Source organism: Achromobacter sp. ACM04 (genome assembly GCF_014851465.1).
Lineage (GTDB): Bacteria > Pseudomonadota > Gammaproteobacteria > Burkholderiales > Burkholderiaceae_B > Achromobacter > Achromobacter aegrifaciens.
In genome coordinates this window covers 1165452-1184037 of the sequence record NZ_JACUZS010000003.1, presented here as the reverse complement: position 1 = coordinate 1184037, position 18586 = coordinate 1165452, and the positions used below count along the sequence as shown (strand labels likewise).

12 protein-coding genes are annotated in these 18586 nt (G+C 66.7%); 4 read left to right on the top strand and 8 right to left on the bottom strand.

Annotation, left to right across the window (positions count from 1 at the left end):
- The 7 genes from IB259_RS21800 to dnaE are packed head-to-tail and all read right to left on the bottom strand — an operon-like array spanning window position 1 to window position 9165.
- Window positions 1-1149: a glycosyltransferase family 4 protein gene (locus IB259_RS21800; RefSeq protein WP_054451179.1), complete on the bottom strand. Its 1149-nt coding sequence runs from the start codon at window positions 1147-1149 to the stop codon at window positions 1-3.
- Window positions 1124-1849, bottom strand: coding sequence for a polysaccharide deacetylase family protein (locus IB259_RS21795; protein WP_119449142.1), 726 nt, complete (start codon window positions 1847-1849; stop codon window positions 1124-1126). The genes IB259_RS21800 and IB259_RS21795 overlap by 26 nt, the downstream gene beginning before the upstream one ends.
- A 24-nt stretch (window positions 1850-1873) precedes the next feature.
- Window positions 1874-2983, bottom strand: a complete 1110-nt coding sequence (locus tag IB259_RS21790) for a glycosyltransferase (protein WP_125473435.1) — start codon at window positions 2981-2983, stop codon at window positions 1874-1876.
- Complete coding sequence (locus IB259_RS21785) at window positions 2980-3732, bottom strand: glycosyltransferase family 2 protein (RefSeq protein ID WP_054451176.1); 753 nt, start codon at window positions 3730-3732, stop codon at window positions 2980-2982. The genes IB259_RS21790 and IB259_RS21785 overlap by 4 nt, the downstream gene beginning before the upstream one ends.
- Entirely contained in the window at window positions 3729-4577 is an 849-nt protein-coding gene (locus IB259_RS21780) for a polysaccharide deacetylase family protein (protein ID WP_119449140.1), read from the bottom strand. The genes IB259_RS21785 and IB259_RS21780 overlap by 4 nt, the downstream gene beginning before the upstream one ends.
- Window positions 4574-5674, bottom strand: coding sequence for a glycosyltransferase family 4 protein (locus tag IB259_RS21775; RefSeq protein ID WP_054451174.1), 1101 nt, complete (start codon window positions 5672-5674; stop codon window positions 4574-4576). Before IB259_RS21775 ends, IB259_RS21780 begins: the two co-directional genes overlap by 4 nt.
- Window positions 5671-9165, bottom strand: a complete 3495-nt coding sequence (dnaE, locus tag IB259_RS21770) for a DNA polymerase III subunit alpha (protein WP_054451173.1) — start codon at window positions 9163-9165, stop codon at window positions 5671-5673. Before dnaE ends, IB259_RS21775 begins: the two co-directional genes overlap by 4 nt.
- Window positions 9166-9305: 140 nt before the next feature.
- Here dnaE and lpxO point away from each other — a divergent pair, with 140 nt between their 5' ends.
- Window positions 9306-10205, top strand: a complete 900-nt coding sequence (gene lpxO / locus IB259_RS21765; RefSeq protein ID WP_054451172.1) for a lipid A hydroxylase LpxO — start codon at window positions 9306-9308, stop codon at window positions 10203-10205.
- Window positions 10206-10622: 417 nt separating this feature from the next.
- Here the strand turns inward: lpxO and hrpA are convergent, their stop codons facing one another.
- Window positions 10623-14552 (bottom strand): ATP-dependent RNA helicase HrpA, encoded by a 3930-nt coding sequence (gene hrpA / locus IB259_RS21760; RefSeq protein ID WP_192330089.1) that lies wholly within the window; start codon window positions 14550-14552, stop codon window positions 10623-10625.
- Window positions 14553-14768: 216 nt separating this feature from the next.
- On the opposite strand from hrpA, the gene argA reads away from it, so the two are divergent.
- The 3 genes from argA (at window position 14769) to IB259_RS21745 (ending at window position 18583) form a co-directional block, all read left to right on the top strand.
- Entirely contained in the window at window positions 14769-16127 is a 1359-nt protein-coding gene (gene argA, locus IB259_RS21755; RefSeq protein ID WP_054451170.1) for an amino-acid N-acetyltransferase, read from the top strand.
- A 96-nt stretch (window positions 16128-16223) separates the two neighbouring features.
- Entirely contained in the window at window positions 16224-16496 is a 273-nt protein-coding gene (locus IB259_RS21750) for an oxidative damage protection protein (protein WP_054451169.1), read from the top strand.
- A gap of 146 nt (window positions 16497-16642) precedes the next feature.
- Complete coding sequence (locus tag IB259_RS21745) at window positions 16643-18583, top strand: phosphocholine-specific phospholipase C (protein ID WP_192330087.1); 1941 nt, start codon at window positions 16643-16645, stop codon at window positions 18581-18583.
- Window positions 18584-18586: the final 3 nt, after the last annotated feature.

Sequence of the window (18586 nt, the reverse complement as noted above, 5' to 3'; positions counted from 1 at the left end):
TCAGCTGCGTTCTTGCAGCACCTGGCGGTACAGCGCCTCGTAGCGCGCCGCCACCGTTTCCCAGCTTTGCTCGCGCGCAATCTCAAGGCCGCGTTCGGCCAGTGCCGCCCGCAACACGGGTTCGGAGCCCAGCCGCTCCAGCGCCTGCGCCAGTTGGGCGCCGTCGCGCGGATCCTGCAGGATGAGCGCGTCCTTGCCCGCCGACAGGTACTGCGCGAAGCCGCAGTAAGCGGGCGAACTCACCACGACCGGCAGTCCGTGCGACATGGCTTCCAGCGGCGCCATGCCGTAGCTGTCGTTCAGCGTCGGATGCGCGTAGATGTCGGCGGCGCTGAAGTAGCGGGCGACATCGGGGGTGGGATCGATCAGGGTGACGCGGCTGGCGATGGCGCCTGCCGCGCGCACGCGTTCGCGGGTAGGTTCGTCCGCGCCCACGACCAGCAGCCGGTACTGCGGCGGCAGTTGCGCCAGCGCGTCCAATAGCGCCGGCAATCCCTTGCGCAAGGGATTGCGGGCGACCAGCAGACAGCCGATGGTATCCGCGCCCCAGCCCAGGCTGGCGCGGGTGGCCTCGCGGCCTTCCATTTGCGCCGCGGTCGGCAGCTTGACCCCGGGCGCGATGATGTCCACCGGCAGCTGCGGACCGTAGCTGCGGTGCAGCTGGTCCATGATCAGTCCTGACACCGCCACCACGCGCCTTGCGGGCGCCTGGCGCACGCGCAGCTTTTCCAGCAGCAGATAGGTGGCCAGCCGTGGGGAGAGCCAAGCGGTCAGGCGCTGCAACGGCTTGACGCGGGTCAGCCGGTTGTAGCGCACCGGCGTCACGTGCATGACCTGGATTTCGCCGGCCCAGCCATTCATGTGGGAATGCACGATGTCATAGCGGCCGCGGGTCAGCCGGTCGGCGCGCCAGGCGAAGTACAGCACGCGCATCCAGCTGGGCAGCCAGCCAGGAAAACGCACGGGCAGGAAGGGAAACGGCAGGTCGCTGTCGAAGTCGCGCGCCACGATGGATACGTCATGGCGCTGTCCGAGCACCCGCATCAGTTCCACGCCATAGGCTTCGGCGCCGCCAAAGCGATTGCCGAAGCGGTCGACCAGCAGCGCGATGCGCAGCCGCCGTTCAACCGCGCCGGCGGGAGTCTTCATACCGGGTCAGGCACTTCTGCAGGAAGCGGATGATGTTGGTGGAGCGCGACACCGTGACCCGCGGCAGCCCGTAGGGATCATCCGAGGCCGCGGCCAGGCCGCGCTGGGTCAGCGTGGCGTTGTCGTAGCCGGCTTCGCGCGCCATGGCGCGGTGTTCGGGACCGTGGTCGCCATAGGGATAGCAGAAGGCGGTGACCGGCGCCCCCAGCGCCTGTTCCAGCTCGTCCTTGGACTGGACGATCTGGCGGCGGGCCTCGTCGGGCGACATCTGGGGCAGGTGCACATGGTCCAGCGTGTGCGAGCCGACTTCGTGGCCGGCCTGCGCCCATTCCCGCATTTCGTTCACGGTCATCAACGCCGAAAACGGAATACCCTTTTCCAGATCCCACACATTGCCGCCATCGAACTGGTGCGCCACGAAATAGTTGGTGGCGGTAAAACCCAGTTCGTTCAGCACCGGCATGGCGTTGTGGTGCACGTTGCGATAGCCGTCGTCGAACGTAATGCCGAATACCTTGCCCTGGCGTTCGCCACGGACATAGGGCATGACGTCGCGCATGGACAGGCCGCGATAGCCCAGCCTGCGCATCCAGCGCATCTGCCGGGCAAAGCTGTCGGGGTGCACCGTCAGCCCGCGAAACGGCGTGCCCTTGGGATTGGGCTCGCCGATCTGGTGGTACATGAGTATGGGGATAGACATAGGGACAGATTATAAAGCCCGGCCTTATCCCAGCGCGCGTCGGTATACGTCCAGTGTGGCGGCGGCGAAACGTTCCAGATTGAAGTCCCGCAGGCTGGTTTCCCGTGCCTGGGCGCCCATGGCGCGCACGGCATCGGGATGGTCCAGCATGAAACGCAGCTTGGCCGTGATGGCGGGCACGTCGCGCGCGGGCACGATCCAGCCGTCGACGCCATCGGTGACGTTCTCGGGCAGTCCGCCCGCGTCGCTGACCAGGGCGGGCAATCCCAAACCCATGATCTCGCGGCAGGCGAACGACAGGGCTTCGCGGTAGGACAGCACGAAACCCGCATGGCAGGACGCCAGCGCCGCCCGTACGTCATCGAGCAGACCGGGGAAACGGACCTGGTCGATCATGCCCAACTCGCGCACCCGGGCGAGCTTGGCCTCGTTGGGCGGATCGCCCGCCACCATCAGCAGCACGCGCTTGCGGTCCTCCGGCGGCAAGGCGGCGACCGCTGCCACCAGGTCCAGCCAGCCCTTGTCGTAGTCGGTGCCTCCCGCGCTGCCCAGCAGCAGCTTGCCCTGCCAGTCGGGCCCGAAGAAGATGGCGCGCAGCTTGTCCAGGCTTTCCGGCGGCGGCGGCGCGAAAAAATTGGTGTCGATGCCGTGGCGGATGGTGGTGATGGGACGCTTGCCATACGGCGATTGCTGCATCAGGCCATGGACGTAGTCGCTGACCGCGATGGCATGGTCGGTGGCCAGCGCCACCCGCAACTTGTGGCCGAGGCTCGCCAGCGGATGGTCGTTGTGCTTGGTGAAGACGATGCGCGGGCGGCGGCGCATGCCCAGCGTGGCCAGCATGACCTGCTTGTGGTCGGCCGAGCCGTTGGCGTGGATGATGTCGAAACCGCCGGCCTTGATCAGCCGGCGCAACTGCGCGCGGTCCTTGAACCAGGACGAAGGCCGCGTGGTGTATTGCATGTCCTCCACCGTCACGCCCGGAATCGCCTTGGCGTAGCGGTACAGGCGGCTGGTGGCCGGCGCCGCGATCGTGATCTGGTGGTCCTTGGACAGGGCCTTGGCCAGATTGATGATGTAGGTGACGTGTCCGCCGCCGTTACCGCCGTGGAAGTTGGTGTAGAGGATCTTCACTTCTTCTTCTCGGCCAGGAACATCAGCTTCGAATAGCGGAAGAAGCTGCCGGCCGAGGCGACGACGGCCAGCACCAGGCCGTGCTTGCCGTCCAGGAAGCCGCGCCGGATCAGGTAGATCCGCACAAAGGTCCAGAAGCCATGGCCCAGCGCGCCGAAGACCGAGGTGCGCCGGCCCTTGGCGTACATCATGGCGGCGGCATCGGACGAATAGCGGTTGACCTTGGTGATCAGCGCATCCAGGTTGTCGTAGGGATAGTGGTGGAAATAGCCGCGCATCTGCAGCGGCTTGCCGTTGGCCGGCACCACGCGTTCATGCACGGCCACGTCGTTGAACCGCGCCGTGCCGCGCTTGAACAGGCGCAGCACGTAATCGGGCCACCAGCCACTGTGACGGATGTCGCGGCCGCAGAAATTCGACAGGCGCGCGATCTCGTAGGCATCGGCGCGCGGCGCGCGCAGCGCTTCCTGGATTTCCTGGGCCAGTTCCGGCGTGACGCGCTCGTCGGCGTCGATGGACAGCACCCAGTCGCCCGTGGCCAGATCCAGCGCGCGGTTCTTCTGCGGCCCGAAGCCGGGCCAGTCCGGGGTGACTTCAACCCTCGCGCCCAGGGCGCGCGCGACTTCGACGGTGCCGTCGGTGCTGCCCGAGTCCACCACGATGAATTCATCGGCGAACGCCACGGACTTGAGGCAGGCGGCGATGTTGGCCGCCTCGTTCTTGGTGATGATGATGACAGATAGCTTCATCCGCGATTCCTGAGACGCTTTTTCCAGGCTTTCCAGGCATGAAAGCGCGGCCCCCAGAAGGGATCGCGCGACAGCCAGATGCGCCGGTTCAGCCAGGAGCCGCCCTGGTTGCGCACCGCGAAACGATAGATGTGTTCGGGGTCCGCGCCGGGGGTGTTCTGGCCGAAAGGGTCGGTAGTGTACAAGTGCCGGAACCCGGCGGCCCGCGCCGCGGCCACGTAGTCCGCGTCGAAATAGCCTTGCGGCCAGCAGAGGTGGTCGCTGACCGAGCCGAGGCGGCTTGTCAGCGTCTCGCGGGAATCCTGCAATTCCTGGGCGATGCGGGCGCGCTTGGCGTCGACATCCGTGCCGCAGACCTTGTCCCAGCGGGTATGGGTATGCGTGTGGGAATGGAATTCGAACGTGCCTGCCGCCTGCATGGCCTCGATCTCGCTCCAGCGCAACATGGCCTCGTCGGTCCGGCCTGCCGCCACCAGTTGCTTGCAAGCGTCGTGGTCGGGCGTGGCGGGCAAGGGGACGCCCTGGCCCGCATGCGGGCGCACCGGCCCGTCGCCGATCCAGCCGGTGATCGTGAACAGCACCGCGCGCATGCCGTGGCGCGCCAGCACCGGGTGCGCATGCACCCAGTTGTTCAGGTAGCCGTCGTCGAAGGTGATCAGCACCGAGCGTTCGGGCGCGGCGCCGCCGGCGAGGTAGGCCGCGAACTGATCGGCCGACAAGGACTGGTAGCCGGCGCGGGCCAGGCGCGAGATCTGCGCCTCGAACACATCGGGCGTGGCGGCGATCATGCCGCCGGCCGGCGTGACGTGGTGATACATCAGCACCGGAACGTTGGGTGCATTCATCCCGCGCGCTCCGCCAGCCATTTGGCATAGACGGCTTCGGTGGTTTCCGCCAGGCGGGCGGGCGAGAACACGCCCTCGTCCCAGACCATCTTGCGGCCGGCCTCGCCCATGCTCCGCCGCAAACCGGCGTCGTCAATCAGGCGCACCAGGGCGGCGGTGAGCGCCTCGGGGTTCTTGGGCGGCACCAGGATGCCGGTTTCGCCGTCGCGGAACATTTCCGACACGCCGCCCACGTCCGTGCCGATGACGGGCAGGCCGCTGGCCTGCGCCTCGACGTAGACGGTGCCGGACGCTTCCTGCTGCGTGGCCAGCGCGAAGAGATCGAAGCCGGCCAGCAGGTTGGGCACGTCGCGCCGCATGCCCATCAGATGGATGCGGTCCTGCAGGCCCAGTTCGGCCACATAGGCCTGGGTCTGCTCGAACACCGGCGAACCGCCGCCGACGAACACCAGGTGCAGCTTGGGCCGGCTGGCCATCAGCGGCGCGATCGCGTCGATCAGGTCCTTGTGGCCCTTGGTGGCGCGCATGACGGCCACGCAGCCGACCACGATGTCGTCATCGGCCAGGCCGAGTTCTTCGCGCAACGTGGAGCGTTCCACGGGCGGCGGCAGCACGATGGGGGAATAGACGGTGGCTACCTTGCCAGCAGGCACGCCGCGGTCGATGAGGTGTTGGCGCACATGGTCACTGACCGTCGTGACCCTGTGCGGCAGACAGGTGTAGGACCATAGCGACCCCACCTTGTTGGACAGGTGCCGGGTCCGCACGATGAGCGGCGTCCCCGCCAGACGGCCGGCGGCGGCCGCGATGACCGTGTCGCGCCGGCTGTGGGTATTGAGCACGTCGAAGCGCCCTTCGCGCAGGATGCCACGGATGGTGGCGATGCCCTTCAGGTAATTCACCGCGCCATCCATTTCCAGGGTGTGCACGGGAAAACCGGCATCCGACAGGCGTTCAGCCAAGAGCGCCTTGGGTTGGCAGATGGCTTCCATGTGATGGCCACGCGCGCGCATGGCGGTCATCTCCTTGAAAATCCGGCCTTCCTGGCCGCCAAAGCTGGTTGCGGCTTCCGAGTGAACGATACGCATCGGCATCAATAGGTGACCTCCACGCCATCCGGCTTGGTCCATTCATTCAGGTTGGCGAGCAGCGTGTCGGCCATGCGGACGCGCCACTCCTCGCCCAGGCGGACCGTGCACAGGAAATTATTCTTGGTATAGACGATATCGACCGGCACGCCGGGAATGCCGTTTTCGGGTTCGGCCCGGAACGGATTCAGCATCTGCCTCAGGCGCGCCGCGTCGGCGCTGCCATTGAGCTTGACGCGCAGGGACTTGGCCCGGGCTTCGCGCGCCAGCTGCAGGTCGTAGAGCTGTTCCGCGACGATGCGCATGCCGCCGGAGTAGTCGTCATTGCTGACCTTGCCCTGGACGATAACGAGCTGGTCCTCGCGCAGGCGGTTGCGGTGCTTTTCGTAGAGCTCGTTGAAGACCGAGATTTCCACCTGCGCGGTGCCGTCGTCCAGCACCGCGAAAACCATCTTGCCGCGGCGGGTCATCATGACGCGCACGCTGGCCAGCACGCCGCACATCCATTGCAGGTCGCGCTGCGGCTCGACCCGCACCAGCTGCATCGGCACGATGCGACGCACTTCGTCGCGCCAAGCGTCGAACAGGTGGCCGCTGTAGTAATAGCCCAGGGCGGATTTTTCTTCCGTCAGCTTCTTGTGCAGGTCCCAGGGCGCGACCTTGGCCAGTTCGCCCGCCACCACGTCGCCGCTGTCGTCGCCGAAGAGCGAGGCCTGGTTGGCGCTGCGGGCCGCCTGCTCGGCGGCTTCCATGGCGGTGGGCACCGAAGCCAGCATCGCGGCCCGGTTGGGCTCGATGGTATCGAACGCGCCGGCCTTGATCAGGGCTTCGATGGTGCGCCGGTTGACGGCGTGCTTATTGACGCGGCGGCAGAAGTCGAACAGGTTCTGGAACGGGCCGGCTTCCTTGCGCGCGCGCAGGATTTCCTCGACCGCGCCCTGCCCCGTGCCTTTGACGGCGCCCAGGCCATAGCGCATGGTGCGCGGCGGCCTGCCTTTTTCAGTGTGCTTGTCGGCGACCGGCTCGAAGCGGTAGCCCGAGAAATTGACGTCAGGCGGCAGCACTTCGACGCCGTTGTCCTGGGCGTCGCGGCAGAAGATCTGGACCTTGTCGGTGTCGTCCATGTCCGAGGACATGGTCGCGGCCAGGAACTCGGTCGGATGGTAGGCCTTGAGCCAGGCCGTCTGGTACGAGATCAGCGCGTACGCAGCCGAGTGCGACTTGTTGAAGCCGTAGCCCGCGAACTTCTCCATCAGGTCGAACAGCTTGACCGCCAGGTCCGGATCGTGGCCCTTTTCCTTGGCGCCCTGCTCGAACAATTCGCGGTGCTTGGCCATTTCCTCGGGCTTTTTCTTGCCCATGGCGCGCCGCAGCAGGTCGGCGCCGCCCAGCGAGTAGCCGCCGATGATCTGCGAGATCAGCATCACCTGTTCCTGGTAGACGATGACCCCGTAGGTGCTCTTGAGGGTGTTCTCCAGGTCGTCGTGGAAATAATCCACTGCAGCGCGGCCGTGCTTGCGGTTGACGAAGTCGTCCACCATGCCCGATTCCAGCGGCCCCGGTCGATACAGGGCCAGCATGGCGATGATGTCTTCGAAGGTGTTGGGCCGCAGCTTCTTCAGCAGTTCCTTCATGCCGCGCGATTCCAGCTGGAACACGGCGGTCGTGTTGGCGTCGCACAGGATCTTGTAGGCGGCCGGATCGTCCAGCGCCAGGGCCATGACGTCGAAGTCGCGCTTGTCCTCGTTGAACTGGCGCACGTAGCGCACGGCCCAATCCAGGATGGTCAGGTTGCGCAGGCCCAGGAAGTCGAACTTCACCAGGCCGGCGGCCTCGACGTCGTCCTTGTCGAACTGCGAAACCGCGCTGTTTTCCTGGCCGGGCTGGCAATACAGCGGGCAGAAGTCAGTGAGCTTGCCCGGCGCGATGAGCACGCCGCCGGCGTGCATGCCGATGTTGCGGGTCAGGCCTTCCAGCGGCTGCGCCAGGTCCACCAGCGCGCGCACTTCCTCTTCCTGCTCGTAGCGGTCCTTGAAGGCGGGCTCGTCCTTCAGGGTGCGTTCGAGCGACCAGGGATCCATCGGATTGAACGGGATCAGCTTGGACAGGCCGTCGCAGAACATGTACGGCATGTCCAGCACCCGGCCGGCGTCGCGCACCACGGCCTTGGCGCCCAGCGTGCCGAAGGTCGCGATCTGGCTCACGGCGGCTCGGCCGTACTTTTCCTTGACGTAGTCGATGACCCGTTCGCGGTTGTCCTGGCAGAAGTCGATATCGAAGTCGGGCATGGAGACCCGCTCGGGATTCAGGAAGCGCTCGAACAGCAAGTCGTAGCGGATCGGATCCAGGTCGGTAATGCCCAGGGCATAGGCCACCAGCGAGCCCGCGCCGGAACCCCGGCCCGGACCCACCGGCACGCCGTTGTTCTTGCCCCAGTTGATGAAGTCCTGCACGATCAGGAAGTAGCCGGGGAAGCCCATCTGGATGATGGTCTTGCATTCCCAGCGCAGGCGTTCGTAGTACTGCTCGCGCTTGGACTGGCGTTCGGCCTCGTCCGGGAACAGGAACGCCATGCGCTTTTCCAGGCCCTCTTCCGACAGCTGGACCAGGTAGTCGTCCAGGCTCACGCCGTCCGGCGTGGGGAAATTGGGCAGGCGCGGCTTGCCCAGCACCAGGCTGAGGTTGCAGCGTTTGGCGATTTCCACCGTGTTGGCCAGCGCCGAGGGCACGTCGGCGAAGCGCCGCGCCATTTCCTCGGAGCTGAGCAGGTATTGCTCCTTGCTGAACCGGCGCACGCGGCGCGGGTTGGCCAGGATTTCGCCTTCGGCGATGCAGACGCGGGCCTCATGCGCCTGGAATTCGAATTCGTCCAGGAATTGCACCGGATGCGTCGCCACCACCGGCAGGCCGGCCTCGCTCGCCAGGCGCATGGCGGCCTGGGTGTAGGCTTCGTCGCCGTCCATGCCGGCGCGCTGCAACTCGATGTAGTAGCTGCCCGGGAACAGGTGCGCCCACTGGCGCGCCAGCGCCAGCGCCGACACGGCATTGCCCGCGTCCAGCGCCTGGCCCACGTCGCCGCCGCGCCCGCCCGACAGGGCAATCAGGCCCTCCTGCCCCTGCAGCCATTCGCGGCGGATCTCGGCGCGGCCCTTGCCCTGGTTCGTCAGGAAGGCTTTAGTCAGCAGTTCGCAAAGATTGAGGTAGCCCTGGTGGTTGCGCACCAGCAGCAGCAAGCGGAAAGGCTTGGCGGGGTCGTCGTCGTTGGACAGCCAGACATCGCAGCCGGCAATCGGTTTGATGCCGGCGCCGCGCGCGCCCTTGTAGAACTTGATCAGGCCGAACAGGTTCGACAGATCCGTCAAGGCGACGGCGGGCTGGCCCAGCTTGGCCACGCGCTTGATGAGGTCGGGGATGCGCACGATGCCGTCCACGACCGAAAATTCGGAGTGTACGCGCAGGTGAACAAATGGGGACGGGGTCGTTACGGCTTCTTCGGACATAAAGGGAATTGTACCTAGTCAATGCGGTCCAAGCCGAGGCCTGTGCGCTCGCGCAAAGGACTACGCAAGCGCCTGTGTAACAATACACGTTGCACGTCATCTTCCATTGTTGACATGAGATTTACGCACGAGATTCACCTATGAAATGGCTAATTCCCGGGATCTGGCTGAGCGCCATCCTGTTTGCGCACTTCCGCGGCCGCGTCAAGCTGCCGCTGGGCCGCCAATTGCTGGACCATTCCGTACTGCTAGCCCCCGTCAACGCCTTCATGGTGCTGACCTCGCGGGTTCCCACCACGCCCTACCTGACGACCAGCGAAATCGCCGAACTCAAGGTGCTGGACGACAACTGGGAAACGATCCGCGAAGAAGCCCAACAGATGGCCGAGCTGCGCCGCATCAAGGCCGCCGACACTCATAACGACATCGGCTTCAATTCCTTCTTCAAGTACGGCTGGAAGCGTTTCTACCTGAAGTGGTACGACGCGCGCCACCCGTCCGCCGAAGAACTCTGCCCCAAGACCGTCGCCATCCTGAAGACCCTGCCCAAGGTCAAGGCCGCGATGTTCGCCGAACTGCCGCCGGGCGGCCAGTTGAACCCGCACCGCGACCCGTTCGCCGGGTCCCTGCGCTACCACCTGGGCCTGGTCACCCCGAACGACGACGGCTGCCACATCATCGTCGACGGCGAACACTACAGCTGGCGCGACGGCGAAAGCGTGGTTTTTGACGAAACCTACGTGCACGAAGCCTACAACCACACCGACCAGAACCGCATCATCCTGTTCTGCGACGTGGAGCGCCCGCTGAAGTGGCGCTGGGCCGAAGCCTTCAACCGCTGGTTCGGCCGCGTCGTCATGTCCGCCGCCAGCTCGCCCAACGACGGCGGCGACCAGACCGGCGCCATCAACAAGCTGACCCACGCCCACTGGGTCATCGACCAGAAGCGCAAGGCCTTCAAGGCCTGGAACCGCAATGTCTACAAGGCCACCAAGTACGGCCTGATCGCCCTGGTGGTCGTGGGCTTCCTGGCCCTGTAAGAAAAGGCGCCCGGACATCCGGGCGTCTACCCCCCCTGTTTCCTACAGCTTCTCTGCCCCCTACCCAGTCACATCGCGCGAGCGTCCATAGCTGCGACGCAAGACAGCGCGTAGGCCGCATTTGGCCGCCCGGGCGGCCAAATGCGGCGGGCCTCGCTAGACTCTCCCCACCCACGACTTCGACATCGCGACGTCCCGAGACGCTCGTAGCCCGTCGGCGCGGGCGGCGTGGCGGCGAGCAACCTCGATGCGCCCGAGGGAATCGGAAGGAACCGCCGCAGGCGGTGACGACGATGACGACGGGGTAGTCCGGAGCGAACGCTCCGGACCGCAATCGTGGGCGCGAGCCGCCACGCCGCCTGCGCCGACGGGCGGCCTACGAAAAAACCACCGCCCGCGAAAAAACCACAAAAGCAATCAACGCTTAAGCGACTCCCAGCTCTTCATCAACCGTTTCACAGAAACCGGCATAGGCGTCCGCAACTCCTGCGCAAACAATGCCACCCGCAGCTCCTCCAGCAGCCACCGGAACTCATCCAGCCGCGGATCCGGCGCCCCTTTCAGCGCCGACCGCGCCCGCTGATACTGCGTCAGCAAAGGCGCCATCTCCGCCACCAGCTTGGCATCCCTGGCCGGATCCGCCCGCAGCTTGTCGATGCGAGCCAGAACCGCCTTCAGATACCGCGGAAAATGCGCAAGCTGCGCATACGGCGTATCGCGGATGAACCATTTGGGCATCAACGCCCCCAGCTGCGCCTGCAAGTCCGCGTAGGCCGCAGCATGCGGCTTGGCCTGCGGCAACTTGCGCTGCACTGCCGCCCATTCCGTCAGCACCGCCCCCGCCAGCCGCGCCACTTCCTGCGCCAAAAGACCCAGCCGGCCCTTGCCCTCGGCCCGCCGGGCCTCGAACTGCTGCTCGTTGACCGGCCAGGGATCGGCCAGGCAAGCCTGCCCCAGCGCGCAGTCGATGATCTGGTCGCGCAGCTCTTCCTGCGTCCCCAGCGTCATGTAGAGCATGCTGATCTTGGTCAGGTCCGCCAGGTTCTTTTCCAGGAACTTCACCTGCTCGCGCAAGCCCAGCCGGAACAGCCTGAGCAAGCCCGCGCGGTGGTGCTTGCGCGCTTCGTCCGGATCGTCGAACACGTCCAGGTCGCAATGCGCGCCGCGGTCCACCAGCGCCGGATAGCCGATCACCGACTGCCCGCGCCGCTTGATCTCCATGATCTCCGGCAAGGGGCCGAAGGACCAGGAAGTCAGGTTCTCGTGCGCCAGCGCCTGGGCCACCTGGGTGTCGCTGGCCGCCAGTTGCTGGAACGTGGCCTGCGCCTGCTTGCCGAACTCGGCGCGCAGTTGCGCCAGGTTGCGTCCGGCCGCCAGCATGCGGCCGTGCTCATCCACCACCCGGAAGTTCATGAACAGGTGGGCCGGCAGGGTCTCCAGCTTGAAGTCCGCCGCGGCTGGGCGGATCTGCACCTGGTCCCACATGTCGGCGATGATGGCATCGACCAACCCCTGCTGCGGGTCGGCCTGGCGCTCGAACCAGCGGTCGTAGAAGCCTGCGGCATAGTCCGGCAGCGGCACGCAGTGGCGGCGCAGCTTCTGCGGCAGCGACTTCAGGAGCAGGTGCACCTTTTCCTTCAGCATCCCGGGCACCAGCCATTCGCAGCGCGCCGGATCGATCTGGTTGAGCGCGAACAGCGGCACCGACAGGGTCACACCGTCACGCGGCGAACCGGGTTCGAAGTGGTAATCCAGCGCCATCGACACGCCCTGCCATTCCACCTTCTTGGGAAAGACATCGGTCGTGACGCCCGCGGCCTCGTGGCGCATCAGTTCGTCGCGCGTCAGCAGCAGCTTGGCGGCGGCAGCCTTGTCCAGCCCCGACACCCACTTTTCCAGCGTCGCCGTCTGCGAAATGTCGGCCGGCAGTTGCCTGTCGTAAAAGGCGTGGATCAGCTCGTCGTCGACCAGAATGTCCGGGCGGCGGGTCTGATGTTCCAGCTTTTCGATGCCTGCGATCAGCTTGCGGTTGTGCGCCACGAACGCCAGCCGCGTGTCGATCTCGCCCGGCACCAATGCCTGACGGATGAACAGCTCGCGCGCCTGGGTCGGATTGACCCGGCCGTACTGGATGCGCCGGCCGGTGTAGATGGTCAGCCCGTAAAGCGTGGCCCGTTCATTGGCCACCACCTGCCCGGCCTTCTTTTCCCAACGCGGATCGGACCAGTTCTTGCGGATCAGGTGCGCGCCGACTTTTTCCAGCCACACCGGATCGATGCGCGCCACGCAACGCGCGTACAGCCGCGTGGTCTCGACCAGTTCGGCCGCCACGATCCAGCGCCCCGCCTTCTTCACCAGCCGCGAACCGGGGTGGATATGGAAGCGGATCTCGCGCGCGCCCTGGTAATGACCGCCTTCGTCGCTCTTGAAGCCGATATTGCCCAACAGGCCCGACAGCAGCGCCATGTGCAGCTGCTCGTAGGTGGCCTCGGTCTGGTTCAGGCGCCAGCCCTGCTCGCCCACCAGCGCGGCCAGCTGCGTGTGCACGTCGTGCCATTCGCGCAGCCGGATCGGCGACAGGAAGTTCTGGCGCAGCAGGGCCACCAGCTTGCGCTGCGAGGCCTTGTGCTGCACCTGCTCGCCGTACCAGCGCCACAGCTTCAGGAAGGAGATGAACTCGGACTTGTCGTCGGCGAACTTGGCGTGCGCGGCTTCAGCCGCCTCGCGTTCCTGCATGGGGCGATCGCGCGCGTCCTGCACCGACAGGGCCGAGGCGATGATCAGCATCTCGGCCAGGCACTGGTGTTCGCGCGCGGCCAGGATCATGCGGCCGATGCGCGGGTCCACCGGCAGCTTGGCCAGTTCATGTCCCGTGCGCGTCAGCACGAAGGACGAGCCGGTACGGGAAGCGTCCGTGTCGTCGTCCGAGGCCGACGCCAGTTCGATCGCGCCCAGTTCCTGCAGCAGATGGTAGCCGTCGGCCACCGCGCGCCCGGGCGGCGCCTCGACGAAGGGGAACTGCTCGATGTCGTCCAGCTTCAGGGACTTCATCCGCAGGATGACCGAGGCCAGCGACGAGCGCAGGACTTCCGGGTCCGTGAACGGCGCCCGGTTGTTGAAGTCCAGCTCGTCGTAGAGCCGGATGCAGACGCCCGGCCCGACCCGGCCGCAACGGCCGGCGCGCTGGTTGGCCGAAGCGCGGCTGATCGGCTCGATGCGCAGCTGCTCGACCTTGTTGCGCCAGGAATAGCGCTTGATGCGCGCCAGCCCGCTGTCGACCACGAAGCGGATGCCCGGCACGGTCAGCGAGGTTTCCGCCACGTTGGTGGCCAGCACGATGCGCCGCGCATTGGTGCGCGGATGGAAGATCTGCTCCTGCTCGGCCTGCGACAGGCGCGCGTACAGCGGCAAGACTTCGGTGCCGGCCGGATGGCGCTTGCGCAGCGCCTCGGCGGATTCGCGGATCTCGCGCTCGCCAGGCAGGAACACCAGCACGTCGCCCGGGCCGTGGCGCGCGCACTCGTCCACCGCGTCCACGATGGCGTCGATCAGGTCGCGCTCCTCGTCGCCCGACATCCGTTCGCGGTCCCGGCCGGGCTTGGCCGGGGCGGCCTCGTCTTCCGGGAGCTCCTCGCGCACGGGACGGTAGCGGACCTCGACGGGGTACAGGCGGCCGGACACCTCGATGACGGGCGCGGGCCGGTCCTCGGAAGCGCCGAAGTGCCGGGCGAAGCGCTCGGCGTCGATGGTCGCCGAGGTGATGATGATCTTCAGATCCGGGCGGCGGGGCAGCAGCTGCTTCAGGTAGCCCAGCAGGAAATCGATGTTCAGGCTGCGCTCGTGCGCCTCGTCGATGATGATGGTGTCGTAGCGGCGCAAGAGCGGATCGCGCTGCGATTCGGCCAGCAGGATGCCGTCCGTCATCAGCTTGATGGACGCGTTGGGGCCGGTGCGGTCGTTGAAACGCACCTGGTAGCCCACGACCTCGCCCATGGGGGTGTTCAGCTCTTCGGCGATGCGCTTGGCCACCGACGTCGCGGCCAGGCGGCGCGGCTGGGTGTGGCCGATCATCTTCTGGCGGCCGCGGCCCAGCTCCAGGCAGATCTTGGGCAGCTGGGTGGTCTTGCCCGACCCGGTTTCGCCGCTGACGATCACCACCTGGTGGCTGGCGATGGCGCGCGCGATCTCCTGGCGCCGCGCGCTGACGGGCAGGTCTTCGGGGTAGCTCACCACGGGTATGGGCCGCTCGGGGCGCGGCGCGCGGCGCGCGTTCTGCGCGTCTGCCGCTGCCGCCGGAGCCGCCGCGTCCGCGGCCTTGGGCGCACGCGGGCTGGAGGATTCAGGCATGTACGATTAGTCCGGTTAGCCCGGCATTATAAATTTCCGCGAGCCCGCTGCTGGCGCCGCGGGCGCAAACCGGCAAATCCGGCACCAAATTGGCACTCTTTTCCGCCTGCGCCGGGGCGCGACGGTCATATAATTTCGCCACGCCGTCGTCCGACGGCGCTATGGCGCGGCACGGCGCCGCGTTTTTGCTTACTCTCAGGAATCCTTCCGCCCATCATGCCCGACCTGGAACCAGACACCGTCTCCGCCCTTGAAGCCCCAGAATTCGCACCCGCCCAATTCGTCCGATGGTTCCGAGAAGTGGCGCCTTATGTGCATGCGTTCCGAGGCAAGACGTTCGTGGTGGCTTTCGGCGGTGAACTGGTGCAGGCCGGCGCGCTGAACGCGCTGGTGCAGGACTTGTCGCTGCTGTCCTCGCTGGGCATCCGCCTGGTGCTGGTGCACGGCTCGCGTCCGCAGGTCAATGAGCAGCTGCGCCTGAAGGGCTTTACCCAGCAATTCGACCGCGGCCTGTCGCCCACCGACGCCGCCGCGCTGGAATGCGCCAAGGAAGCCGCCGGCGAAATCCGCCTGGACATCGAGGCCGCCTTCAGCCAGGGGCTGCCGAACACGCCCATGTCGCACGCCCATATCCGTGTCATCTCCGGCAACTTCGTCACCGCCCGCCCGACCGGCGTGCTGGACGGGGTGGACTACAAGCACACCGGCCAGGTGCGCAAGATCGACATCGACGCGCTCAAGTTCGCCATCGAAAAGGGCTCGTCCGTGGTGCTGTTGTCGCCGCTGGGCTTCTCGCCCACCGGCGACGCGTTCAACCTGGCCATGGAAGACCTGGCCACCAGCGTCGCGGTGGCGCTGCGCGCTGAAAAACTCATCTTCCTGTCCAGCTCGCAGGGCGTGCTGAACGACGACGGCACGCTGGACACTGAACTCGCCCGCGTGGACGCCGACGCCCTGCTGGCCGGCGGTGAACTCGACGAAGAGACCCATGCCTTCCTGCAGTACGCCTCGCTCGCGGTCAAGCGCGGCGTGGCCCGCGCCCACCTGCTGCCGTTCGCGCTGGACGGCAGCGTGCTGCTGGAAATCTTCACCCACGACGGCGTCGGCACCATGGTGGTGGAAGACACGCTGGACGACCTGCGCGCCGCCACGATCGACGACGTCGGCGCCATCCTCAGCCTGATCGAACCGCTGGAAGCCGACGGCACGCTGGTGCCGCGTCCACGCAGCGTGGTCGAGCGCGACGTGGAAAACTTCACCGTGCTGGAGCACGACGGCGTCATCTACGGCTGCGCGGCCCTGCACAGTTTCCCCGAAGAGCAGATGGCCGAAATGGCCTGCCTGATCGTGCATCCGGAATGGCAGGGTTCGGGCGAAGGCGAAATCCTGCTGCGCCACATGGAATCACGCGCGCGCGCCGTCGGCGCCAAGCGCCTGTTCGTACTGACGACGCGCACCTCGCACTGGTTCATGAAGCGCGGTTTCGTGCAGGGCGGCATCGCCGACCTGCCGCGTGAAAAACAGCACAATTACAACCGTTCGCGCAACAGCCTGGTCTTCATCAAGAAGCTGTAACACCCGGGCTACCCGCAGGGTCCGCAGGGGCTTGGCGCCATCAGGTCGCCAAGCCCGTTAAAATGCAGGATTACTCATTTCTTCCGGCAGCGAACCATGGCCCGTATCGTCAACTGTGTAAAACTGAAGCGTGAAGCCGAAGGGCTGGATTTCCCCCCCTACCCCGGCGAACTCGGCACCAAGATCTGGCAGAGCATTTCCAAGGAAGCTTGGGAAGAATGGAAGGCCATCCAGACGCGCCTGGTCAATGAAAACCGCCTGAACCTTGCGGACGCCCGCGCCCGCAAGTACCTGAAGGAACAGATGGAGCGCTTCCTGTTCGAAGACGGCACCGTCGAAGCGCAGGGCTACGTTCCGCCCTCGGCCTGATCCGGCCGCGCCTTTTCCGGCCGCAAGCTGATGGCGGCCCACCCGATGCAGCCCCTCGCCCGCGAGGGGCTGTTCATTTCCGGCGCCAGCGTCCGCCTTGGCGCCGGCCTTAAGATTCAAGTACTGCTGGCCGTATCATCGCTGTCATGAAAGAAGAATCGCGCCTGTCCCCCTCCTCGCCCATCGAACGCGCGCTCGGCATCGCGCCCGACCGCCGCGCGGGCACGCTGCAGGACGTGCAGCACGTGGTGATCCTGATGCAGGAAAACCGCTCTTTCGACCACTATTTCGGCACCTTGCCCGGCGTGCGCGGCTTCGCCGATCCGCATCCCGCCCCCACGCTGACGGGCAATGTGCTGACGCAGGCGGATGGTGCGGCGCAGGTCCGCCCCTATGCCCTGCAGGCCGAATACGCCAGCGATGCACAGGTGGGCTACATCACGCCGCACACCTGGGACGACGCGCAGCGCGCCTGGAACGACGGCCGCATGGACCAATGGCTGCCCGCCAAGAGCCGCCTGGGCATGGGCGCCTACCGTGGCGAGGAGGTGCCGTTCCAGACCGCGCTGGCAAACGCCTTCACCCTGTGCGACGCCTATCATTGTTCGATCCATGCCGGCACCAATCCCAACCGGCTGTTCCTCTGGACCGGCACCAATGATCCGCAAGGCCTGGCGGGCGGCCCAGCCCTGGTGAATACCTTCGACCGCCTGGGGCCCGCCAGCGAAGGCTATGCCTGGACCACCTATCCCGAACGCCTGCAGGACGCCGGCGTGGACTGGCGCATCTACCAGGACATGGCGGACAACTATCACGACAATCCGCTGGCCGGCTTCCAGCAGTACCGCCGGCAGCATGCGGGCGCGGCCGGCGACGCGCCCCTGCGCGACCGCGGCCTGTCCACGTGCACGCTGGACCAGTTGGCCCGCGACGTCGCCGCTGGCACGCTGCCGCAGGTGTCCTGGATCATTGCGCCCACGGCCGATTCCGAACACCCCGAGGTCTCGTCGCCGGCAAGGGGCGGTGCCTACACGGAGCGCGTGCTGGACATCCTGACCCGCAATCCCGAGGTCTGGAGCCGCTGCGTGTTCTTCGTCACCTACGACGAGAACGACTGCTTCTTTGACCACATGCCGCCGCCTGCGCCGCCTGCCCGCGCGGCCGACGGCCTATCGGGCGGCCTCTCCACGGTCGAGCTGGACGGCGAATACCACGATGTGCGCCATGGGCCCAGCGCCGCCACGCCCGACGACCCTGCCGGACTGCATGGGCGCGGGTTCGGGCTGGGGCCGCGCGTGCCGATGCTGGTGGTCTCGCCCTGGAGCCGTGGCGGCTGGGTCAATTCCCAGGTGTTCGACCACACGTCGGTGATCCGTTTCCTGGAAGCGCGATTTGGCGTGCTGGAACCCAATATCAGCGCCTGGCGGCGCGAGATCGCCGGCGACCTGACCTCGGCCTTCGACTTCGCTGCCGCCCGCGGCGCGCACGCCGAAGGCCTGCGCCAGGCTTGCGCCCTGCCGTACGCGCTGGACGTCCAAGGCCGCATGGCTGCCGACGGCGGACATTACCGGCTGACCCTGCGCAATCCCGGCGCCGCAGGCGCGGTGCTGCATGTCTACGACCGCCACGCGCTGGAACACGCGCCGCGTCGCTATACCGTGAGCGCGGGCGCGCGGCTGGACGACGGCTGGCGCCTGCACGCCGATGGCGCCTATGACTTGTGGCTGCTGGGCCCCGACGGCCTGCACCGGCACTTCCGCGGCGATGCGCGCGATGCCGGCACGCTGGAGGCGCAAGTGATACCGGCGGCGACCGGCCTGAGCCTGCGTCTCGTCAATCGCGGCGAAACGCCGCAGGCGGTAAAAGTGGAGTCGCGCATGGGCGACGGCTGGTGCGCCATGGCGCACGTGCAAGCGGACGGCTCGCTGGATCTTGCCTACGGCGGTTGCCAGGGATGGTACGACCTGGAGATCAGCGCGCTTGCCTTGCCGGCATTCGGCCGCAGGCTGGCGGGCCGCATCGACGCCGGCAAAGCCGGCCTGCCGGACCCGCGCCTGCAGGCAGGGGCGACGCTGCCCCTGGACTGACGC

Excerpts from the sequence above, each read along its gene's own strand:
- IB259_RS21785 (WP_054451176.1), bottom strand. The coding sequence starts at position 3,732 with ATGAAGCTATCTGTCATCATCATCACCAAGAACGAGGCGGCCAACATC.
- IB259_RS21750 (WP_054451169.1), top strand. The coding sequence starts at position 16,224 with ATGGCCCGTATCGTCAACTGTGTAAAACTGAAGCGTGAAGCCGAAGGG.
- IB259_RS21745 (WP_192330087.1), top strand. The coding sequence starts at position 16,643 with ATGAAAGAAGAATCGCGCCTGTCCCCCTCCTCGCCCATCGAACGCGCG.
- lpxO (WP_054451172.1), top strand. The coding sequence starts at position 9,306 with ATGAAATGGCTAATTCCCGGGATCTGGCTGAGCGCCATCCTGTTTGCG.
- IB259_RS21795 (WP_119449142.1), bottom strand. The coding sequence starts at position 1,849 with ATGTCTATCCCCATACTCATGTACCACCAGATCGGCGAGCCCAATCCC.
- IB259_RS21780 (WP_119449140.1), bottom strand. The coding sequence starts at position 4,577 with ATGAATGCACCCAACGTTCCGGTGCTGATGTATCACCACGTCACGCCG.
- IB259_RS21800 (WP_054451179.1), bottom strand. The coding sequence starts at position 1,149 with ATGAAGACTCCCGCCGGCGCGGTTGAACGGCGGCTGCGCATCGCGCTG.
- dnaE (WP_054451173.1), bottom strand. The coding sequence starts at position 9,165 with ATGTCCGAAGAAGCCGTAACGACCCCGTCCCCATTTGTTCACCTGCGC.
- hrpA (WP_192330089.1), bottom strand. The coding sequence starts at position 14,552 with ATGCCTGAATCCTCCAGCCCGCGTGCGCCCAAGGCCGCGGACGCGGCG.
- argA (WP_054451170.1), top strand. The coding sequence starts at position 14,769 with ATGCCCGACCTGGAACCAGACACCGTCTCCGCCCTTGAAGCCCCAGAA.